The organism is Microbacterium gilvum (assembly GCF_039543865.1).
Taxonomy (GTDB): domain Bacteria; phylum Actinomycetota; class Actinomycetes; order Actinomycetales; family Microbacteriaceae; genus Microbacterium; species Microbacterium gilvum.
This window is the reverse complement of record NZ_BAABKO010000006.1, coordinates 183,512-200,209: the sequence shown is the minus strand read 5'-3', so window position 1 is coordinate 200,209 and position 16,698 is coordinate 183,512. Positions and strand designations below refer to the sequence as shown.

Genomic DNA, 16,698 nt, shown 5'->3' with positions numbered 1-16,698 from the left:
GGGCTTCCCGCTCGGGCGGCGCGGATCTCCTGCGATGCGTCCCGTGTCAGATGGCGGATGGCACCAGGGCGGCGAGAGCGGTGGCGACCGCCTCCTTCACCGGCTCGATGATCGGCAGCTCGTCGCCGAGCTCTCGGGTGAGGGTCTCGGCGGCGGCGCTCAGCGGGCCTCCGCCGATGACGACCGCCTCGGCCCCGTCTGCCTGGGCGCGGCGGCAGGCGGTCCTCAGCTCGTCGACGAGCCGCTCCGCGTCGTCGAGCCGCTCGGCGGGCGACGCAGTGAGGTAGCAGCCGATGTACCGGTCGAGCAGCCCGTTGCGCTCGACGAGGTCGTGCAGCGCGCCGGTGAGGCGGCCCGTCGTCGTCGCGATCGCGAACCGGCGGCCGCCACGGGCCGCGGCCTGCACCGAGGCCCCGCCGATGCCGACGACAGGCACGCCCGTGGCCGCAGCGGTCTCTACGAGCCCCGGATCTCCGTAAGCGCCGATCACGATGGCGTCGACTCTCCGCCGCCGCATCGCCTCGACCGCGGCCCGGGCCACGTGCGGAGCGGCCGCCGCGAGCGCCTGTGGATCGGTGATCATCCGCGGGCCGTGCGCTGCCGTGGCGCCCGCCACCTCGACGCCCGGCCCCGCCGCCTCGCCTGCTGTGGCGACGAGCAGCCGCGTCGTGTCGTCGTTCGTGTTGGGGTTGACGATGAGCAGCGCGAGCGGAGCGCCGGGCACGTCAGTCATCCTCCACCATGGGGCGGCCGACGGTCTCACGGGGAAACTGCACCGCGATCGCGCAGATCGCGAACAGCCCGGCGAGCAGTGCGAACATCCCGCCGACGCCGGCGGCGTCGAGCACGGCGCCCGCGGCGAGCGGGAACAGCCCGCCCGACAGCGACCCGAGGGCGAGGATGACGGAGGTGCCGAGACCGCGGATGCGCGTCGGGTACTGCTCGGGCGCGAAGAGCCAGATCGTCGTGTTGAGCACGATCACCGAGAAGTTGAACAGCGCGCCGAACAGCAGCACGAGCGCCACGGTGCTGCCGAGGAAACCGAAGCCGAGGCCGGCGCCGATGCCGAGCACGGCGGCGGCGGTCAGCGTGAGCTTTCGGGGCAGGCGGCGGGCGACGAGCGCCGCGGTGAGCGCGCCGACGAGCGAGCCCGACTGCATCACGAGGGTGTACCAGAGGGCGCTCGTGATGTCGAAGCCGCGGTCGGTGAGGATGAGCGGGATGAGTGTGAGCATCGAGATCTGGGCCGCGTACGACATGCAGACCGCGACGCCGAGCGAGAACGTCGTGCGGCGATAGCGCACGGAGAAGAGCTCGGTCCAGCGCGCGGGGCGGGCGGGTGGCGCATCTGCGGAGGTCGAGGCGTCGAGGTACTCCACCTCGTCTCCGAGGCTGCCGCGCAGGCGGCGCTGTGCCAGGCGGTTGATGACGGTGTTGGCCTCGGCGACGCGACCTCGGGCAGCGAGATACCGCGGGGTCTCCGGCAGGGCACGTCGGTATACCACGACAGCCAGCGCGGGCAGCACGAGCAGGCCGAACAGCCATCGCCACGCGTCGTCGCCCGAGAACGCCGCGAACACGATGACGCCGAAGAGCGGCGCGAGCATGTTGCCGAGGCCCGCGGCAGCGACGTTGATGAGGCCGACGGCCGTGCCGCGGTGCTTCGCCGAGAAGAACTCCGAGAGCATGATGACGGCGGTCGCGATCTCACCGCCGAGGCCGAGCCCGACGAGGAACCGCGCGGCGACCAGCACCTCGTAGGTCGGCGCGAGCGCGCACATCAGCGAGCCGATCGCGAACACGAGCAGGTTCGCGCCCAGGAGGGTGCGGCGGCCGATGCGGTCCATGACGATGCCGGCGAGCACACGCCCGAGGGCGACGGCCGTGAAGGTGGCGGTGTTGAGCAGGCCGAGCTGCGCTCCCCCGATGCCCCAGTCCGCGGAGAGGAGAGGGCCGGCGATGCCGACCGTGTTCTGCTCGATGGCGTCGAAGAAGACGCCGAACAGGATCATCGCGACGATGCCGATGTGCGCGCTCGTGACGCCGATGCGCGCGTAGGCGCTCTCGATCTGCTCGCTGAGCACGGGCTTCGACGCCGTGTCGGAGGAGGTGGACATGGGAGGCCTTTCGTCCGCGGGAGAGGCTTCGGTATACCGAAGGGTGAGGTCCACGGTAGGTCGGTGACACGTAGACGGGGTTACTCCCGCGTAAATTCCGTGTTTCGTGGCCGCCGGTCGCGCAGCCGTCGCGCTCGATAGGATCGTGCTGGCGTGGTCGGTAGACCGAAGGGACCGGGATGGCGGAGAAGACACGGGCACAGGCCGTGTACGAGGAACTGCGTGCGCGCATCCTCGACGGGCGCCTGCCGGCGGGCGAGGCCATCCGCGAACGCGACCTGGCCGCCGAGCTGGGCGTGTCGCGCGTGCCGATCCGCGAGGCGATGAGCCCGCTCGAGCTGGCTGGCCTGGTATCGGTCACGCCTCGCAAGACGGCGGTCGTGACGACGATCACGCGACGCGACGTCGATGAGCTGTACGACATCCGCGCGGCGCTCGAGCCGCTCGTCGCGCGCACCGCCGCGACGGCGGTGGCGTCGGGCGCCGACCCGACGGCGCTCCTCGCCGTCGTCGACGCCGCTTCTGACGCTCTCGACGCGCGCGACCTGCGGACCTTCCACGTCGAGAGCGGGCGGGTGCACGGCGCGATCGAGGCGATCGCGGGCAACCGGCTGTTCATCTCGACCATGGGCCCGCTCAACGAACGCAGCAACCGCCTCAACATCGCGAACATGTCGACGGACCCCTCGGTGCGCCACGACGAGCATGTGCGGCTCGCGAAGGCGATCGGAGAGGGCGACGCGCAGCTCGCCGGCTCGCTCGCGCACGCGCACGTCGAGTGGGGGCGCCGCCGCACGATCGCGACGCTGTCCGACGTGCCGGGGTTCATCGCGGAGGGGTGACTCATCGGGCAGGATGGCGGCATGAGCATCCCGATGGCGCGCGTGCCCTCGCCCGACGGCGTCGTCGTGCCGCAGCGGGTGCGCGAGCTCGCGGCGGGGGCCGCGCTCGAGCCGGTGTGGGTCAACGCGCTCGGCGGCCTGACGTTCCGCACCGACGACGGGCGCTACATCAAGTGGGGCCCGGTCGACCTGGAGACGTCGATGGCGGCGGAGGCGGAGCGGCTCGCGTGGGCGGCGGGTCGGCTGCGGGTGCCGTCGGTGATCGACCAGGGTTCGGACGGCGTGCACGAGTGGATGACGACCCGCGCCATCCCGGGCCTGAGCGCCGTCGCGCCGCGATGGATCGACGACCCCGCGACGGCGGTGCGGGCGGTGGGCGAGGGACTGCGTGCGCTGCACGACGCGCTGCTCGCCGCCGAGTGCCCGTGGTCGTGGGATGTCGCGTCGCGTGTCGCGAACGCGGCGTCGCGCGGCGTCGTCGTGCCGGAGTCGCTGCGCACACCGCCGCCTGTCGACCGTCTCGTCGTCTGCCACGGCGACGCCTGCTGCCCGAACACGCTCATCGGCGACGACGGGCGCTGGTCGGGGCACGTCGACCTCGGCGCGCTGGGCGTCGGCGACCGCTGGGCCGACATCGCTGTCGCGGCGATGAGCACGGGGTGGAACTACGGCCCCGGCTGGGAGGACGCCCTCGTCGAGGCGTACGGCGTGGAGCCGGATCGCGAGCGGATGGCGTACTACCGCGAGCTGTGGAACGCGACGTGAGGGTCAGAGGAAGATGTCGGGGATGAGGTCGGCCTCGGGCGTGCCAGGCACCGCCGCGTAGCGGGCGAGGTCGTCGCCCCCGATCTCGGCCAGCACGTCCTCGACGAGCAGGGTCTGGCCCGTGAGCGATCGGGACGGCTGCGTGAGGACGGCGTGGGCGGCGTCGGCGTAGATCTCGGGGGTGCGGCTGCGGGCCATCATGGCATCTCCGCCGATGACGTTCTTCACGGCGGCGGTGGCGATGAGGGTCTTCGGCCAGAGGGCGTTGGCGGCGATGCCCGCGTCGGCGAGCTCTGCGGCGAGACCGAGCGTCGCCATGGTCATCCCGAACTTGGCGAGGCTGTAGCCGGGATGGGCGCCCAGCCATCGCGGGGTGGTGTGGAGGGGCGGCGACAGGGAGAGGATGTGCGGGTTCGCGCTGTCGCGGAGGGCCGGGATGGCGGCGCGGCTGAGCATGAAGGTGCCGCGCACGTTGACGTCCTGCATGAGGTCGTACTTCTTCGCCGGGAGCGCCTCGGAGCCGGACAGGTCGATGACGCTCGCGTTGTTGACGACGGCGTCGATTCCGCCGAAGGCGCCCACCGTCTCGAGCACGGCTCGGGTGATCGCATCGTCGTCGCGGACGTCGCCGACGATGGCGAGCGCCTCGCCTCCCGCCTCCCGGATGGCCTCGGCTGCCGTGTGGATGGTCCCCTCGAGCACGGGGTGCGGGGTGTCGGTCTTCGCGAGGAGGGCGATGTTCGCGCCGTCTCGGGCCGCGCGCAGCGCGATCGCGAGCCCGATCCCGCGGCTGCCGCCGGACATGAGGATCGTGCGTCCGGCGAGGGAACCGTCGGGGATCATCGTTCTCCTTCGAACATGCGGCATCGGGTGCATCGCCCGGTCCGGGGCGTCGCCGCGGTCGGTGCGTCGCCCATCCTGCCGTGTCCGGGCGTCGCGCCGCGCCATCGTTGGCGGATGGCCACAACGGGTCGGATCGCCGTCGCCCGACGGTGCTGTCGGTTCTCAGATCGTGGCCGCTCAGAACGGCGGCGGGTCGCCGTCGGGGGTGAAGCGGATGGCGGGGGCGGGGATGTCGGTGTAGGTGCGTCCTGTGGGGGATGTCCACTGGAGGACGCCGCCGGGTTTCTGGCGCACGGTCCAGGCGGAGTGGTGTTTGAGGGTGTGGTGGCTTTCGCAGAGGTAGGCGAGGTTGCAGATGCAGGTGGGGCCGCCGTGGCGGTGGTCGCGGGTGTGGTCGGCGTCGGTGGTGCGGGTGCGGATGGGGGTACGGCAGCCGGGGAAGCGGCAGTGCTCGTCGCGGGCGGTGAGGTAGCGGCGTTGCGCGGTGGTGGGGAGCCGGTGGTCGACGGTGAGGAGGGCGCCCGTGTCGGCGTCGTGGAAGAGGCGTTCCCATCCGGGTGCGTTCGCGGTGAGGTCGAGGGCCTGCACGATCGGGATCGCGCCGTGCCCGCAAAGCCAGGCGCCGTCGGGTGAAGAAGGCTCGGGAGGAGCGCCGCGCGGCGAGGCCGGTGCGCGTGCCGGAGAGGGGTCGTCGGCGGACGCGGCGGCGAGGCCGGTCGCCGCCGACGGGGTCCCGAGGTCGGGGAGGGTGTCTGTTCCGGCATCCGCGTTGTGGCGGGCGGCGACGGTGTCGAGGAGGGGGCGGGCGGGAATGGTGATCTGCACGTGCGCGCGGATGCTGGACAGCCCTGTGGGAACACCGTCGGGGCCGGCGGTGGGTGCTCCCGCGAGGAGCAGATCGGCGAGCACGTCGGCCTGCCGTTGCGCGGCGGTGCGCGCGTCCGGCGCATCGGGGGCGGCGCGCGCGTCCGACTCGTGCATCGCGGCGGCGGCGTGAGGCGCGGCGGGGGCGTGGGCCGGGGACGCGATCCCGAATGCCGCTCCTGATGCGGCCGCGGGTGCCGCGGGTGCGGTTGCTGTGGCGGTGTGGTCGGTGTCGGCTGTCTTCAGTTCGGACGCGAGGGCGCGGATGCGTTCTAGGGCCGCGTGCCCGACGAGGGCGGGGAGGTAGGCGTGCAGCCATCCCATCCCGTCGCGATCGCATTCGAACACGACCCGGCGTCGGGCGTGCGCGGTCGCGAACCGCTCCGAGAGGGGGACGGGGTGGAGGTCTTCGGCGATCTTCTCGCACGCCGCCGCGAGCCGGGCGGTGTTCATCGACGCCTCCGCCAGGCGGGCGAGGACGCGGCCCTCGTACATGCCCCGTGCGTCTTGGTCGAGGGTCTCACCGTGACGGAGGATCACACGCGCCTGCGCCCCGGTGACCTCGCCCGCCTGCATCCGGGCGAGGGTCTCGGGATAGTCGTTCACGAGCTGCACGGCATCGCCCATCCGCGCCTGCGCGGTGCGCCGCGAGCAGCCGAGCACTCCCGCGATCTCCTCCGCGAGGGACCGGTACGCCCATCCGCGGTCCTCTTCCCCTGGCGCCGCGGCGCGACGCTCGCGGTCGTGCTGGGCATTCGCGATCTGCACGAGCTGCGCGACGAGCAGCACCTACCCCGCCTCGACGGCCGCCATCGCCCGAGACGCGACATCCATCGCCTCCATGAGAGCCGTCATCCGCACCGTCTCATCGGCCGTCGGGAACCACCCCGACAGCCCGCCCGATGGCGAACTTAAGTCCATATATCAATCATGCCAGACGTGACAGACATTAGCAAGCATGTTCGATACTCCTTCAGACTTCGGCGCCGCGCTCTCCTCACCCGGCCGGGAACAGACGCGCCGCCGGCGCTCGCGCATGATCGACGTCCCCACGTTCCGGCCGCCGACAGGAAGACCCAGCATGCCGACCCTCAAACCTGTCCTCCTCCGACCATGCCCGGGGAGATCCGTCCGGTCGTCGCCTCGGCTCGATACGGTGCCAGGACGGGCGAATCGCGCTCGCACCGGCGATACGAGGAGGTACGCATGACGACGCAGGCACCGCAGACCCCGAGATGGAAGGTGATCGGCCCCGGTCTCATCGTGGCCGCGACGGGTGTCGGATCGGCCGATATGGTCGCGACCCTGGTCGCCGGATCGAACTACGGATACACGCTCCTCTGGGCGGTCCTCCTCGGCGTGATCCTCAAGATCGTGCTCGTCGAGGGCGCGGGGCGCTACACCGTCGCGACGGGAAGGACGATCTTCGAGGGCTGGCGCTCCCTCGGCCGCTGGCCGGTCTGGTACTTCGCGCCCTACATCGTCATCTGGGGGTTCGTCTACGCCGCGTCGGCCATGAGCTCGACGGCGCTCCCCCTCGTCGCCCTCTTCGGAGGCCAGACCTGGATGTGGGCCGTCGCGACGGGGCTGATCGCCTTCGTCCTCGTCTGGTTCGGGCGCTACAAGGTCTTCGAGAAGATCTCGGCAGCGCTCGTCGGCCTCATGTTCGTCACCATCGTCATCCTCGCGATCATCGCCGCGCCGAACGTGCTGCAGGTGCTCTCGGGCGTGGTGCCGCTCATCCCCGATGCGCCCAACGCCGTCTTCTACACCCTCGCGCTCGCGGGCGGCGTCGGCGGAACGATCACACTCGCGGCATACGGGTACTGGCTGCGCGAGAAGGGATGGGACAAGCCGCAGTTCCTGCGCGTCATGCGCATCGACAACACGGTGGCCTATGTCGTCACGGGAATCTTCGTCGTGTCGATGCTCATCGTGGGGGTTGAGGTCGTGCAGGCGGCCGGCGTCGCCCTGTCGGCGGGCGACCAGGGGCTCCTCGAGCTCGACACCGTCCTGCGCGAGCGCTACGGCGACTTCATCGGCGTGTGGTTCCTCGTCGGGTTCTGGGCCGCCGGGTTCTCGTCGGTGCTGGGGGTGTGGAACGGCGTCTCGCTCATGTTCGCCGACTTCATGGGGAACGTCACCGGCAAGGGCTCGGATCATCCGGACGCCCAGGCCAACGGCAAGTGGTTCAAGGTCTACGTGCTGTGGCTGACCTTCCCGCCCATGCTCATGCTGTTCCTCGACCAGCCGATCTTCCTCGTGCTGCTCTACGGCTTCCTCGGCGCGCTCTTCATGCCGTTCCTCGCCATCACGCTCCTGCCCATCCTCAACACCGACCGCGTGCCGCGCGAGTACCGCAACAAGTGGTATCTCAACGTCGCGCTCGGCATCACGACCGTGCTGTTCATCGTGCTCGGCGTCTACCAGGGGTGGAACGCGATCGCCGCGTTCGCCGGCACGCTCGGCGGCTGACACGGGATGGCCGAGGGCCGGTCCGGAGTGTGACTCCGGACCGGCCCTCGTGCGTCAGCCGCGCATCAGGCGCGGCGTCGGCGCACGACCGTGAGCGAGATCCCTCCGGCGAGGAGGAGCAGCAGCATCGCGGCGGTCGCGACACCGGCGACCTCCCCGCCCGTCGGGACGAGCCCGCTGTCATCCGCTGCGAACGTGATCTCGAGCACGCCGATGACGGCACCCGACTCGTCCTGCGCGACGAGACGGTGCGTGCCCGATGCGTCGGAGGGCAGCGTCACCGCGACGTCGCCCGAGGAGTCGACCGCGAGCCAGTCGCCGCCGAGCAGCTGCGGCGTCGAGTGCATCCACACCGCCGCCCACTGGCCGGCGTACTGCTCGCCCACGCGGACGACGATGTCTCCGCCCGGCACGATGTCGCCCGAGACGATCGACAGGATGCCCGTGGCCGCGTCGATCTCGTCGTCGGACGCCGGCGTCGGCGCCGAAGACGGCTTGCCGTCGCCATTGCCGTTCGCCCCGCCGTTGGCGGAGTTCCCGTTCGCGCCCGCGTTCGCCGCGTTCCCGTTCGCACCCGCGCTCGCCGCGTTCCCGTTCGCACCCGCGCTCGCCGCGTTCCCGTTCGCACCCGCGTTGGCGGAGTTGCCGTCTGCGGCACCGTCGGCGTCCGCACCCGAGCCATCCGCGTCAGCCGACGCATCCGCCTCGGAACCCGAGCCATCCGCGTCCGCCTCGGAACCATCCGCAGCCGCCGACGCACCCGCGTCCGCCGACGCACCCGCGTCCGCACCGGAGCCATCCGCAGCCGCCGAAGCACCCGAGCCATCCGCGTCAGCCTCGGAACCATCCGCAGCCGCCGAAGCACCCGAAGCATCCGCATCCGCACCGGAGCCATCCGCAGCCGCCGAAGCACCCGAGCCATCCGCGTCCGCACCGGAGCCATCCGCAGCCGCCGAAGCACCCGAGCCATCCGCATCCGCACCGGAGCCATCCGCAGCCGCCGAAGCACCCGAGCCATCCGCATCCGCACCGGAGCCATCCGCAGCCGCCGAAGCATCCGCCGAAGCACCCGAGCCATCCGCGTCCGCCGAAGCGTCCGCATCCGCGCCCGAACCGTCCGCGTCCGCCGAAGCATCCGCATCCGCGCCCGAACCGTCCGCGTCGGTCGAAGCGGAGGCGTCCGCAGCCGCTTCGACGTCGGTGCCGCCGGTCGGGGCGACCTCGAGGGCGACGCGGATCTCCGTGCCGCTGTCGGGCGCGGTGAGCACGAGCGTCGCGTCCTCCGGCGCGTCCTCGGGGACGACGACCGAGACGGTCGCCGCGCCGTCCGTCACGGCGACGTCGGCGAACTCGGCCGCACTGCCCTCGATGGCGGGCTCGAGCACCGTGTTCGCGGGGCTGCCGAGCGACGTGAGGTCGAAGCCGGAGACCTGCAGCTCGACCGTGTCGCCCGCCGAGACCTGCCCGGCGGGGATGCCCGTGACCTGCGCCGTCGTGCTCGCGAAGTCGGGGCTCAGCGGGGAGTTCGCCTCGATGTAGTCGATCCAGGCGTCGCGGTCGACGAGACCCGAATCGCGGGTGCCGTCGCCGCCCGCGAGAGCGGTGAAGTTGTCGCCGCCCTGCAGGAGGAAGCTGAACGACCCGATGCGGTACTCGGCCGCGGGATCGATCGGCTCGCCGTCGATCCAGACGCCGGTGATGCGCTCGCCGCGCGGCTGCGACGCGTCGGACGTGTACGTCACGTTCGACGACAGCCCCAGCTGCAGGTAGGGGCGGCTCGACCCGTCCGGCTGCCACTGCTGCTCGAGCGCCTCCTCGAACTCGGCGCCCGTGAGCGTCGTCGTCCAGAGGTTGTTCACGAACGGCAGCACGGCGTTCGCCTCGGCGTACGTGATGACGCCGTCGGCGCCCGCGTACAGCTCGTTGCGGAGGCCGCCCGGGTTCACGACGCCGATCTCGGCGCCGCCGCGATCATCCGACGACAGGCTCGACACGAGCGAGTCGGCGACGAGGTTGCCGAGGGTCGACTGCGCCGCGCGGTTGTCGCGCGCGCCGCCGGTCCAGACGCCGTCGACGTAGGAGCCGCCGCCGAACGCCGTCGTGATGTCGGCGGTCACCTCGCCGACCGGCTGCTCGCCGATCTCGGCGGCGACGGCGAGCGCCGCGTCGACGATGCCGTCGACCTCTGCGACGCGCGGGTAGGTCGCGATGAGCGTGTCGGCCGCCGTCGTCGTGCGGTCGACGTTCGCCGCCTCGTAAGACACCACGTCGCCCGTCGCGCCGTCGACCTCGAGGACGACCTGCCCGATGTTCTCGCCGTAGTTGCCGGTCTGGATGACGGGACGGGTCTCGCCCGTCGTCGACCCCGGAACGGGCGCGTCCCACGCGTACTCCTTGTGGGTGTGGCCCGTGAAGATCACGTCGACCTCGGCCGAGGTGTCCTCGACGATCGAGGCGAACGCACCGCCCGCGGCGACCTCCTCCTCGAGCGTGGCGCCCTCCACGACGCCGTCGACCGAACCCTCGTGGTACTCCGCCACGATGATGTCGGCCTCGCCGTTCGCGGCGTCGCCGTCGGTCAGCTGCGCGGCGACGCGGTTCACGGCGGCGACGGGGTCCCCGAACTCGACGTCGGCGATGCCGCCGGGTGAGACGAGCGTCGCCGTCTCCTCCGTGACGACGCCGATGACGCCGACCGTCAGGCCGTCGACCTCGAACGTCGCGTACTCCTGCAGCGCCGGCTCGTCCGTGCCGACGGCGTACACGTTCGCACCGAGGTACGGGAAGTCCGCCGCGTCGCTCACGCGGCCCGTGAGGTCGGAGAGCCCCTTGTCGAACTCGTGGTTGCCGACCGCCGACACCGCCAGCTCGAGCGCGTCGAGGACGTCGAGCGTCGGCTGGTCGTCGGCCACCGACGACGCGAAGAGCGAGGCGCCGATGTTGTCGCCCGCCGACAGGAAGAGCGTGCTGTCGTCGCCGTACTCGGCCCGCAGCTGCTCGATCGTGCCCGCGAACGCGACCGTGTTGCCGTCGATCCGGCCGTGGAAGTCGTTGATGTTCAGCAGGTTGATCGTCGAGGTCTCCGCGTCAGCGAAGTCGACGCCCACGACGATGGGGTCGTGGTCGCTGGAGCGGTACGGCGACTCGTCGTAGAACGAGGTCGCGTTGTAGTTGTACCGGCTGTACTCGAGCGCGATCGACTCCCCGGAGTTGATGTTCCAGATGTCGGCGCCCGAGACCAGCTCCTCGGCGGAGGCCGAGGCGAGGATGTGGTCGAGCGAGCCGATCTGGCCGTCGAAGGAGTAGGTCTCCTTGCCGGTCTTCTCGCCCTGGTCGACGTAGCCCGCCTCGTAGAGGACCTGCATGGGGTCCTCCTGCGTGTAGGCGTTGAAGTCGCCGATGAGGAAGACGTCGTCGGTGCCGACCTGGGCCTGGAGCCCGTCGGCGAAGTCGACGAGCGCCTCGGCCTGCGCGACGCGCGAGGCGTTCGACGCGCCCTGACCGTCGCCCTGGTCGGCGTCGGCACCCGATCCCGAGCCCTTCGACTTGAAGTGGTTCACGATCGCGAGGAACGTGTCGTCCTCGTCGCCGCCGACGGGCTGGAAGGCCTGCGCGAGCGGGTAGCGCGCGTTCGAGAACGCCGCGTCGTCGTCGATCACCGAGTCGCCGACGAGCTCGACGGCGTCCTTCTTGTAGATGAAGGCGGTGCGGATGACGTCCTCGCCGGCCGGCACGGTCTCGGGCGACGGGGCGTACGCCCACTCGTCCGTGCCGAGGTCGGCGTTGAGCGCCTCCACGAGAGCCGCCACGGCGGCGTCCCGTTCCTCGCCCGCGATCGTGGAGTTCTCGATCTCCTCGAGCGAGACGACCTCGGCCCCGAGGCCGTTGACGGCCGCGACGATCTTCGCCTGCTGGCGGAGGAGGTCCTCCTCCTCGGCGGCGCCGCGCACGGACACCGTGGAGCACGTGTTCACCGTGACGGGGTCGCCGGCGCGGTCGGCGTAGTAGGTGCAGCTCGCGCCCAGTGCCTCCGCGTCCTCGCCCGTCGTCGTGAAGTAGTTGAGGACGTTGAAGCTCGCGATCTGGATGTCGCCGCCCACATCGGCCGGGCCGTCCGTGCGGGTGTTCTCGAACGTCGCCGGCTGGACGGCTGCGGCGTTGTCGACCGTGAGCTGCTGCGTCGGCTGCAGGTTCCACAGGCTGTTGCGGTAGTCGACGACGACGGGCTGCGTGAACGTCACGGGCGCGCCGACGCGGACCGGCTCCTCGAGCGAGAGGTAGGGCAGGGGGATGCCCTTGTTCGCGGAGGAGTTGAAGTTGATCGACGCGCCGTCGTCGAGCGTGAGCGCCCGCGCGGCGTTGTCGGCGACGACGGCCGCGTAGGCGTCGACGTCGTCGGGGTTCGCCACCTCGGTCGGCGTCATGAGAGGCGTGGTGCCCGCGGCGAGGCCGATGGAGGCGTAGTAGTTCGTGTCGTACGTGTCGCTGACGGTGAAATCGCCCTGCGGGGCGAACAGCATGCCCTCGATCGACTCGCGACCGGCCTCGTCCTCCGGCCAGGCGAGCTCGGCGGGCGCGACGGTCTGCGTCGTCGTCGCGGCCGGCTCGATCACCGTGACGTTCGCCGCGGTCGGGCTGATCTCGGTGAGGCCGTTGTACTCGGACACGGGGCCGGTGACCTCGACGTAGTCGCCGATCGCGACCTTCGCCGTGGCCTGGCTGCCGTACACGAAGACGGCGTCCGACGCCGTGTGCGCGGCGAGGTCGACGGCGCCGCCCGTGCCGGGCGTCTGGATGTAGAAGCCGTTGAACCCGCCCGTGGGGTACGCCGCCGTCACGACACCGTGCGTCGTCACCGTCTGGCCCGCGAGCGGGCTCGCCTCGCCCGTGCCCTGGATGGCCGAGATCTCGACGGCCTCCGGGGCCGCCGTGGGCGTGGGCGTGGGTGTGGGCGTCGCCGTGCCCGTGGGCTCCGGCTCGGGGGAGGCCGTCGACGACTCGGGCGTGACCGTGGTCGCGTTGGCGAAGTCGGCGGAGTTGACGTCGGTGTCGACGAAGTCCGTGCGCACGAGGGAGTTCGGCACGGAGTTCGCTCCGTCGACGGCCGCTGCCGTGCCCTCGAAGGTGTTCGACGCGCCGTAGCCGAGCAGGTCGACGACGTGCTCGACGCCGACGATCGAGCCGGTCGCGAGCGTCACCGGGCTCGACGTGTCGGCGAGGAAGATCGTCCCCGTCGTGCCGGAGGGGTTGATGCTCGTGCTGGAGAGGTCGGCCTCGGGCAGCGCGGCGCCGTTGGAGCCGTTGCTTCCGAGGGCGACGAGGTAGTGGTCGCCCGCGGCGATCGACCCCGACAGGGCGAGGGTGCCGTTGGGGGCTCCCGTGCCGGACGCGCTGCGGTACTGCAGCGACCATCCGTCGAGGCTCTGCGCCGTTCCTCCGGCGTTGTAGAGCTCGATGAACTTGTGCGTGTAGGGCGCGTTCGCGCTGCCGCCCTTGAGATAGGCCTCGTTGATGAGCACGTCGGCGGGCTCGGCGGCGGCGGCGGCGACGGGCGCCAAGAGCGCTCCCGTCACCGCCGTCCCGACGAGGACGGCGACCACGCTCGTGGTGCGCTTGCGTGATGACATGACGGTATCGGTCTCCTGGTGGGGTGACGATCGCGCGGGCAGGGTGACACGCGCGGATGCGGGGAGACGCTACGGATGTCGTTTGCACGGGCCGTTTCCGATCCGTGTCCGGCAGGTGAACGGGTCAGTGAACTGGCGGCGAGAACCGGCTGTCAGAGCGCGAGCACGAAGGTCCAGGTGCCCGCCGCGACGGCCGCCGTCATCGCGGCGCCGGCGATCGCCGTGGCGAGCACGACGACGACCCCGTCGCGTGGACGGAGCCGCGAGGGGCGCGCCCAGGTGCGGCGCACGGGCGCGCCGAACCCGCGGGCCTCCATGGCGGTCGCGAGCTTCGTGCCGCGGCGGATGGCCAGCACGAAGAGGGCGAAGGTCTGCCCCGCGAGGCGCCGGAGCCGCCCCGAGTCGGCGACGCCTCGCGCGCGGCGCGCCATCCCGAGCTCCCGCCAGTCGTCGACGAGCAGGCCGACGAGCCGCAGCCCCGCGAGCGCGCCCAGCACGAATCGTGCGGGGAGGCGCAGGATCTGGGCGAGCGCGTCGGCGAGGTCTGTCGGGTCGGTCGTGGCGAAGAGGACGACCGACGGCACCGCGATCGCGAGCACGCGCAGCAGGATGGCGATGGCGAGCGAGAGGGAGCCGTCGCTCACACGGAGCAGTCCCCATTCGAGATACGTCGTGCCGCTCTGGCGGCCGTACAGGGTCGTCGCGAGGCACGCGATGAGCGCCGACGCGCCGATGGGCCACAGCCGCGCCCACAGATCGCGGGCCGAGAGCCGCGCGAACGGCAGCACGAGCAGCGTGAGGAGCAGCGAGACGCCCGCCGAGACGGGGTCGATCGACAGCAGCAGCACCACGCCGATCACGAGGGCGGCGGCGAGCTTCGCGACGGCGTTCACGCTCCCGAGCGGAGACCGCCGCGCGTCGATCGTGACGACGCTCATGCGGCGGCCCCCGCGACGGCGGGGCCGAGCACGACGACGTCGTCGGCGAGGGCGTCGACGAGCGGGCGGTCGTGCGTCACCACGACGAGCGCGGTCCCGTCGGCGCGCACGTCGTCGAGCAGGATGGCGAGCTCGCGCCATGTGCGCGCGTCCTGCCCGTAGGTGGGCTCGTCGAGCACGAGGAGGCGCGGACGCGTCACGAGCGACGCGGCGACGGTGAGCCGCCGCTTCTCGCCGCCCGAGAGGGTGAACGGGTTCTCGTCGGCGAGCGCGGTGAGTCGCAGCCGGGCGAGGAGGTCGTCGACCGTCCGCGCGGTCGTCGCAGGGTCGGACCGCAGGGCCCGCGGGCCGACCTCGAGCTCGTCGCGCACGGACGAGGCGAGCAGCTGGTGCTCCGGGGACTGGAACAGCATGCCTATGCGGGTGAGCAGCTGGCGCGACGTCCACCGCACCGGCTCCCCCCGTGCGCCCGCCGCGAGCTCGGCGGAGGCGGTCAGAGCGCCGCCGGCGGGCGCGAGCAGGCCGGCGAGCGTCGCGGCCAGCGTCGACTTGCCCGCGCCGTTGGGGCCGAGCACGGCCGTCGCCGTCCCCGAGGCCACGGCGAGGTCGATGCCGTCGGCCACGGTCCGCGCCTGCCGCGCTCCGAGCGGCCGGCGCCCGACGGCGAGCCGCTCGGCCCGCAGCAGCTCGACGCCGGAGCGTCGCGGCGGCGTCCGCGGGATCTCCGGGACGACGCCCGGCACCCAGACGCCGGCCGCCGTGAGCACGGAGCCGTGGGCGTCGAAGACGGCACCGGGCGCGCCATCGGCGATCACGCCGCCGCCCGCGCCGAGCACGACGACGCGGTCGACATGCTCGGCCCACAGCGCGACGCGGTGCTCCACGACGACGAGCGTCGAGCCGGTCGCCTCCGCGGCCGCCACGACGGCGTCCCGCACATCGACCGCGCCCTCGGGATCGAGGTTCGCGGTCGGCTCGTCGAGGAGCAGCAGGCCCGGCCGCATGGCGAGGAGGCCGGCGAGGGCGAGGCGCTGCTTCTGTCCGCCCGAGAGAGCGGTGGTCGGATGGTCGAGCGGGAGGCGGAGGCCGACGGCGTCGAGCGCCTGCGGGACGCGGCGCCAGATCTCGTCGCGCGGCACGCCGAGGTTCTCGCACGCGAACGCGACGTCGTCGCCCACGCGCGCGAGCACGACCTGGGCGTCCGGGTCCTGGAGGACGAGACCCGCGGCGCCGCGCGCCTGCGCCGCGGGGCGGCCGTCGACGAGCAGCTCGCCCGCGGCGTCGCCGTCCTCCTCGTCGCCCAGCACCCCCGCGAGGCCGCGCAGCAGCGTCGACTTGCCGGAGCCGCTGGCGCCGAGCAGCAGCACCCGCTCCCCCGGCTCGACGACGATGTCGACGTCCGACACCGCCCACCCGCTGCGGCCGGCGTGCCGCCATCCCCAGCCGCGGGCCTCGATCCGCGCGGTCACGCGGCGCTGGCGCCTCCCGCTCGACGCGCACGCAGCTCGCGGCCGGACGCGAAGCGGTCGAGGGCCCCCGTCGCGGCGAGCGCGCGCGTGATGACGAGCGACACCAGCCCCGCGAGCACGATGCCCGAGACGACGGCGGACGCCGCGTAGACGAGGCGCACCTCCACGGCGAGCGCCGCGACGCTCGAGAAGTTCGTGTCGAGCACCGCCACCGCGACGCCCGCGAGCGCACCGGACAGCAGCGCACCGAGGAGGCGCCAGTTGGCGTAGGCGAGCAGCGCGAAGCCCAGTTCGGCGCCGAGGCCCTGCACGACGCCCCAGATGAAGGTCGTGAAGCCCCACTGCGTGCCGATGAGCATCGACACGACGGCCGCGACGATCTCGGTGTAGAGGGCCGCCCCCGGCTTGCGGACGACGAGGCCGCCCAGCACGCCGGCGAACAGCCATCCGCCCGCGAGCAGCCCCGACAGGCCGGGCGTGAACGAGAGGAGGCTGTCGAGGGCGGGCCAGGCCTGGCCCCACAGCCAGAAGACGACGCCCGCCGCGACGCCGATGACGCTCGCGACGACGATGTCGACCACGCGCCACGTGTAGCGGCGGGGGGTCCTGGTTCCGGACACGGACGTGGACATTCTGTTCTCCTTCCTGCGCCGGCATGACCCGGATCAGGTTCGACGGTCGACGCGCGGCTCGCGTCCTCTCAGCCCGGCTCGGCGGACTCCCGTGTGATGTGCGGCTGATTCTACTCCTCCGCGGGG

At 72.3% G+C, this 16,698-nt stretch carries 12 protein-coding genes and 1 riboswitch; of the genes, 3 read left to right on the top strand and 9 right to left on the bottom strand.

Annotated features, from left to right (window positions below; genetic code table 11):
- Positions 1-46: 46 nt before the first annotated feature.
- Both ABD998_RS15885 and ABD998_RS15880 read right to left on the bottom strand, forming a co-directional pair.
- The gene (locus tag ABD998_RS15885; RefSeq protein ID WP_345441349.1) at positions 47-733 is read right to left on the bottom strand and encodes an aspartate/glutamate racemase family protein; all 687 of its coding nucleotides are present in this window, start codon (positions 731-733) and stop codon (positions 47-49) included.
- Complete coding sequence (locus tag ABD998_RS15880; RefSeq protein WP_345441346.1) at positions 726-2,117, bottom strand: MFS transporter; 1,392 nt, start codon at positions 2,115-2,117, stop codon at positions 726-728. The genes ABD998_RS15885 and ABD998_RS15880 overlap by 8 nt, the downstream gene beginning before the upstream one ends.
- A 179-nt stretch (positions 2,118-2,296) precedes the next feature.
- Here ABD998_RS15880 and ABD998_RS15875 point away from each other — a divergent pair, with 179 nt between their 5' ends.
- On the top strand, positions 2,297-2,959 hold the full coding sequence (locus ABD998_RS15875) for a GntR family transcriptional regulator (RefSeq protein WP_345441343.1): 663 nt from the start codon (positions 2,297-2,299) through the stop codon (positions 2,957-2,959).
- 21 nt (positions 2,960-2,980) lie between these two features.
- Positions 2,981-3,724 carry an aminoglycoside 3'-phosphotransferase gene (locus tag ABD998_RS15870; protein ID WP_345441340.1) on the top strand — a complete coding sequence of 248 codons (744 nt, stop codon included), beginning with the start codon at positions 2,981-2,983 and terminating at the stop codon, positions 3,722-3,724.
- A 3-nt stretch (positions 3,725-3,727) separates the two neighbouring features.
- Here the strand turns inward: ABD998_RS15870 and ABD998_RS15865 are convergent, their stop codons facing one another.
- The 3 genes from ABD998_RS15865 to ABD998_RS15855 form a co-directional block, all read right to left on the bottom strand.
- A complete protein-coding gene (locus ABD998_RS15865) occupies positions 3,728-4,567 on the bottom strand; it encodes an SDR family oxidoreductase (protein WP_345441338.1) in 840 nt (279 codons plus the stop codon).
- Between the two features lie 177 nt (positions 4,568-4,744).
- On the bottom strand, positions 4,745-6,220 hold the full coding sequence (locus ABD998_RS15860; RefSeq protein WP_345441335.1) for an HNH endonuclease signature motif containing protein: 1,476 nt from the start codon (positions 6,218-6,220) through the stop codon (positions 4,745-4,747).
- Entirely contained in the window at positions 6,221-6,352 is a 132-nt protein-coding gene (locus ABD998_RS15855; protein ID WP_345441332.1) for a hypothetical protein, read from the bottom strand. It abuts the gene before it with no gap.
- 285 nt (positions 6,353-6,637) lie between these two features.
- Between ABD998_RS15855 and ABD998_RS15850 the strand changes: the two genes are divergently transcribed.
- Positions 6,638-7,906, top strand: coding sequence for an Nramp family divalent metal transporter (locus ABD998_RS15850; protein WP_345441328.1), 1,269 nt, complete (start codon positions 6,638-6,640; stop codon positions 7,904-7,906).
- A 65-nt stretch (positions 7,907-7,971) separates the two neighbouring features.
- Here ABD998_RS15850 and ABD998_RS15845 read toward each other — a convergent pair whose 3' ends face one another.
- The 4 genes from ABD998_RS15845 to ABD998_RS15830 all read right to left on the bottom strand — a co-directional run bounded on the left by ABD998_RS15845 (position 7,972) and on the right by ABD998_RS15830 (position 16,572).
- A complete protein-coding gene (locus tag ABD998_RS15845) occupies positions 7,972-13,533 on the bottom strand; it encodes an ExeM/NucH family extracellular endonuclease (protein WP_345441325.1) in 5,562 nt (1,853 codons plus the stop codon).
- A gap of 152 nt (positions 13,534-13,685) precedes the next feature.
- Positions 13,686-14,471 (bottom strand): energy-coupling factor transporter transmembrane component T family protein, encoded by a 786-nt coding sequence (locus ABD998_RS15840; RefSeq protein ID WP_345441322.1) that lies wholly within the window; start codon positions 14,469-14,471, stop codon positions 13,686-13,688.
- Positions 14,468-15,940, bottom strand: a complete 1,473-nt coding sequence (locus ABD998_RS15835; protein ID WP_345441319.1) for an ABC transporter ATP-binding protein — start codon at positions 15,938-15,940, stop codon at positions 14,468-14,470. Before ABD998_RS15835 ends, ABD998_RS15840 begins: the two co-directional genes overlap by 4 nt.
- Complete coding sequence (locus ABD998_RS15830) at positions 15,937-16,572, bottom strand: ECF transporter S component (protein WP_345441317.1); 636 nt, start codon at positions 16,570-16,572, stop codon at positions 15,937-15,939. The genes ABD998_RS15835 and ABD998_RS15830 overlap by 4 nt, the downstream gene beginning before the upstream one ends.
- Positions 16,566-16,674: riboswitch (TPP riboswitch) on the bottom strand. Its footprint overlaps the gene before it by 7 nt.
- Positions 16,675-16,698 lie beyond the last annotated feature (24 nt).

Coding starts and splice junctions, on each gene's coding strand:
- ABD998_RS15845 (WP_345441325.1), bottom strand. CDS start 13,533: ATGTCATCACGCAAGCGCACCACGAGCGTGGTCGCCGTCCTCGTCGGG.
- ABD998_RS15885 (WP_345441349.1), bottom strand. CDS start 733: ATGACTGACGTGCCCGGCGCTCCGCTCGCGCTGCTCATCGTCAACCCC.
- ABD998_RS15875 (WP_345441343.1), top strand. CDS start 2,297: ATGGCGGAGAAGACACGGGCACAGGCCGTGTACGAGGAACTGCGTGCG.
- ABD998_RS15830 (WP_345441317.1), bottom strand. CDS start 16,572: ATGTCCACGTCCGTGTCCGGAACCAGGACCCCCCGCCGCTACACGTGG.
- ABD998_RS15865 (WP_345441338.1), bottom strand. CDS start 4,567: ATGATCCCCGACGGTTCCCTCGCCGGACGCACGATCCTCATGTCCGGC.
- ABD998_RS15850 (WP_345441328.1), top strand. CDS start 6,638: ATGACGACGCAGGCACCGCAGACCCCGAGATGGAAGGTGATCGGCCCC.
- ABD998_RS15880 (WP_345441346.1), bottom strand. CDS start 2,117: ATGTCCACCTCCTCCGACACGGCGTCGAAGCCCGTGCTCAGCGAGCAG.
- ABD998_RS15870 (WP_345441340.1), top strand. CDS start 2,981: ATGAGCATCCCGATGGCGCGCGTGCCCTCGCCCGACGGCGTCGTCGTG.
- ABD998_RS15855 (WP_345441332.1), bottom strand. CDS start 6,352: ATGGACTTAAGTTCGCCATCGGGCGGGCTGTCGGGGTGGTTCCCGACG.
- ABD998_RS15840 (WP_345441322.1), bottom strand. CDS start 14,471: ATGAGCGTCGTCACGATCGACGCGCGGCGGTCTCCGCTCGGGAGCGTG.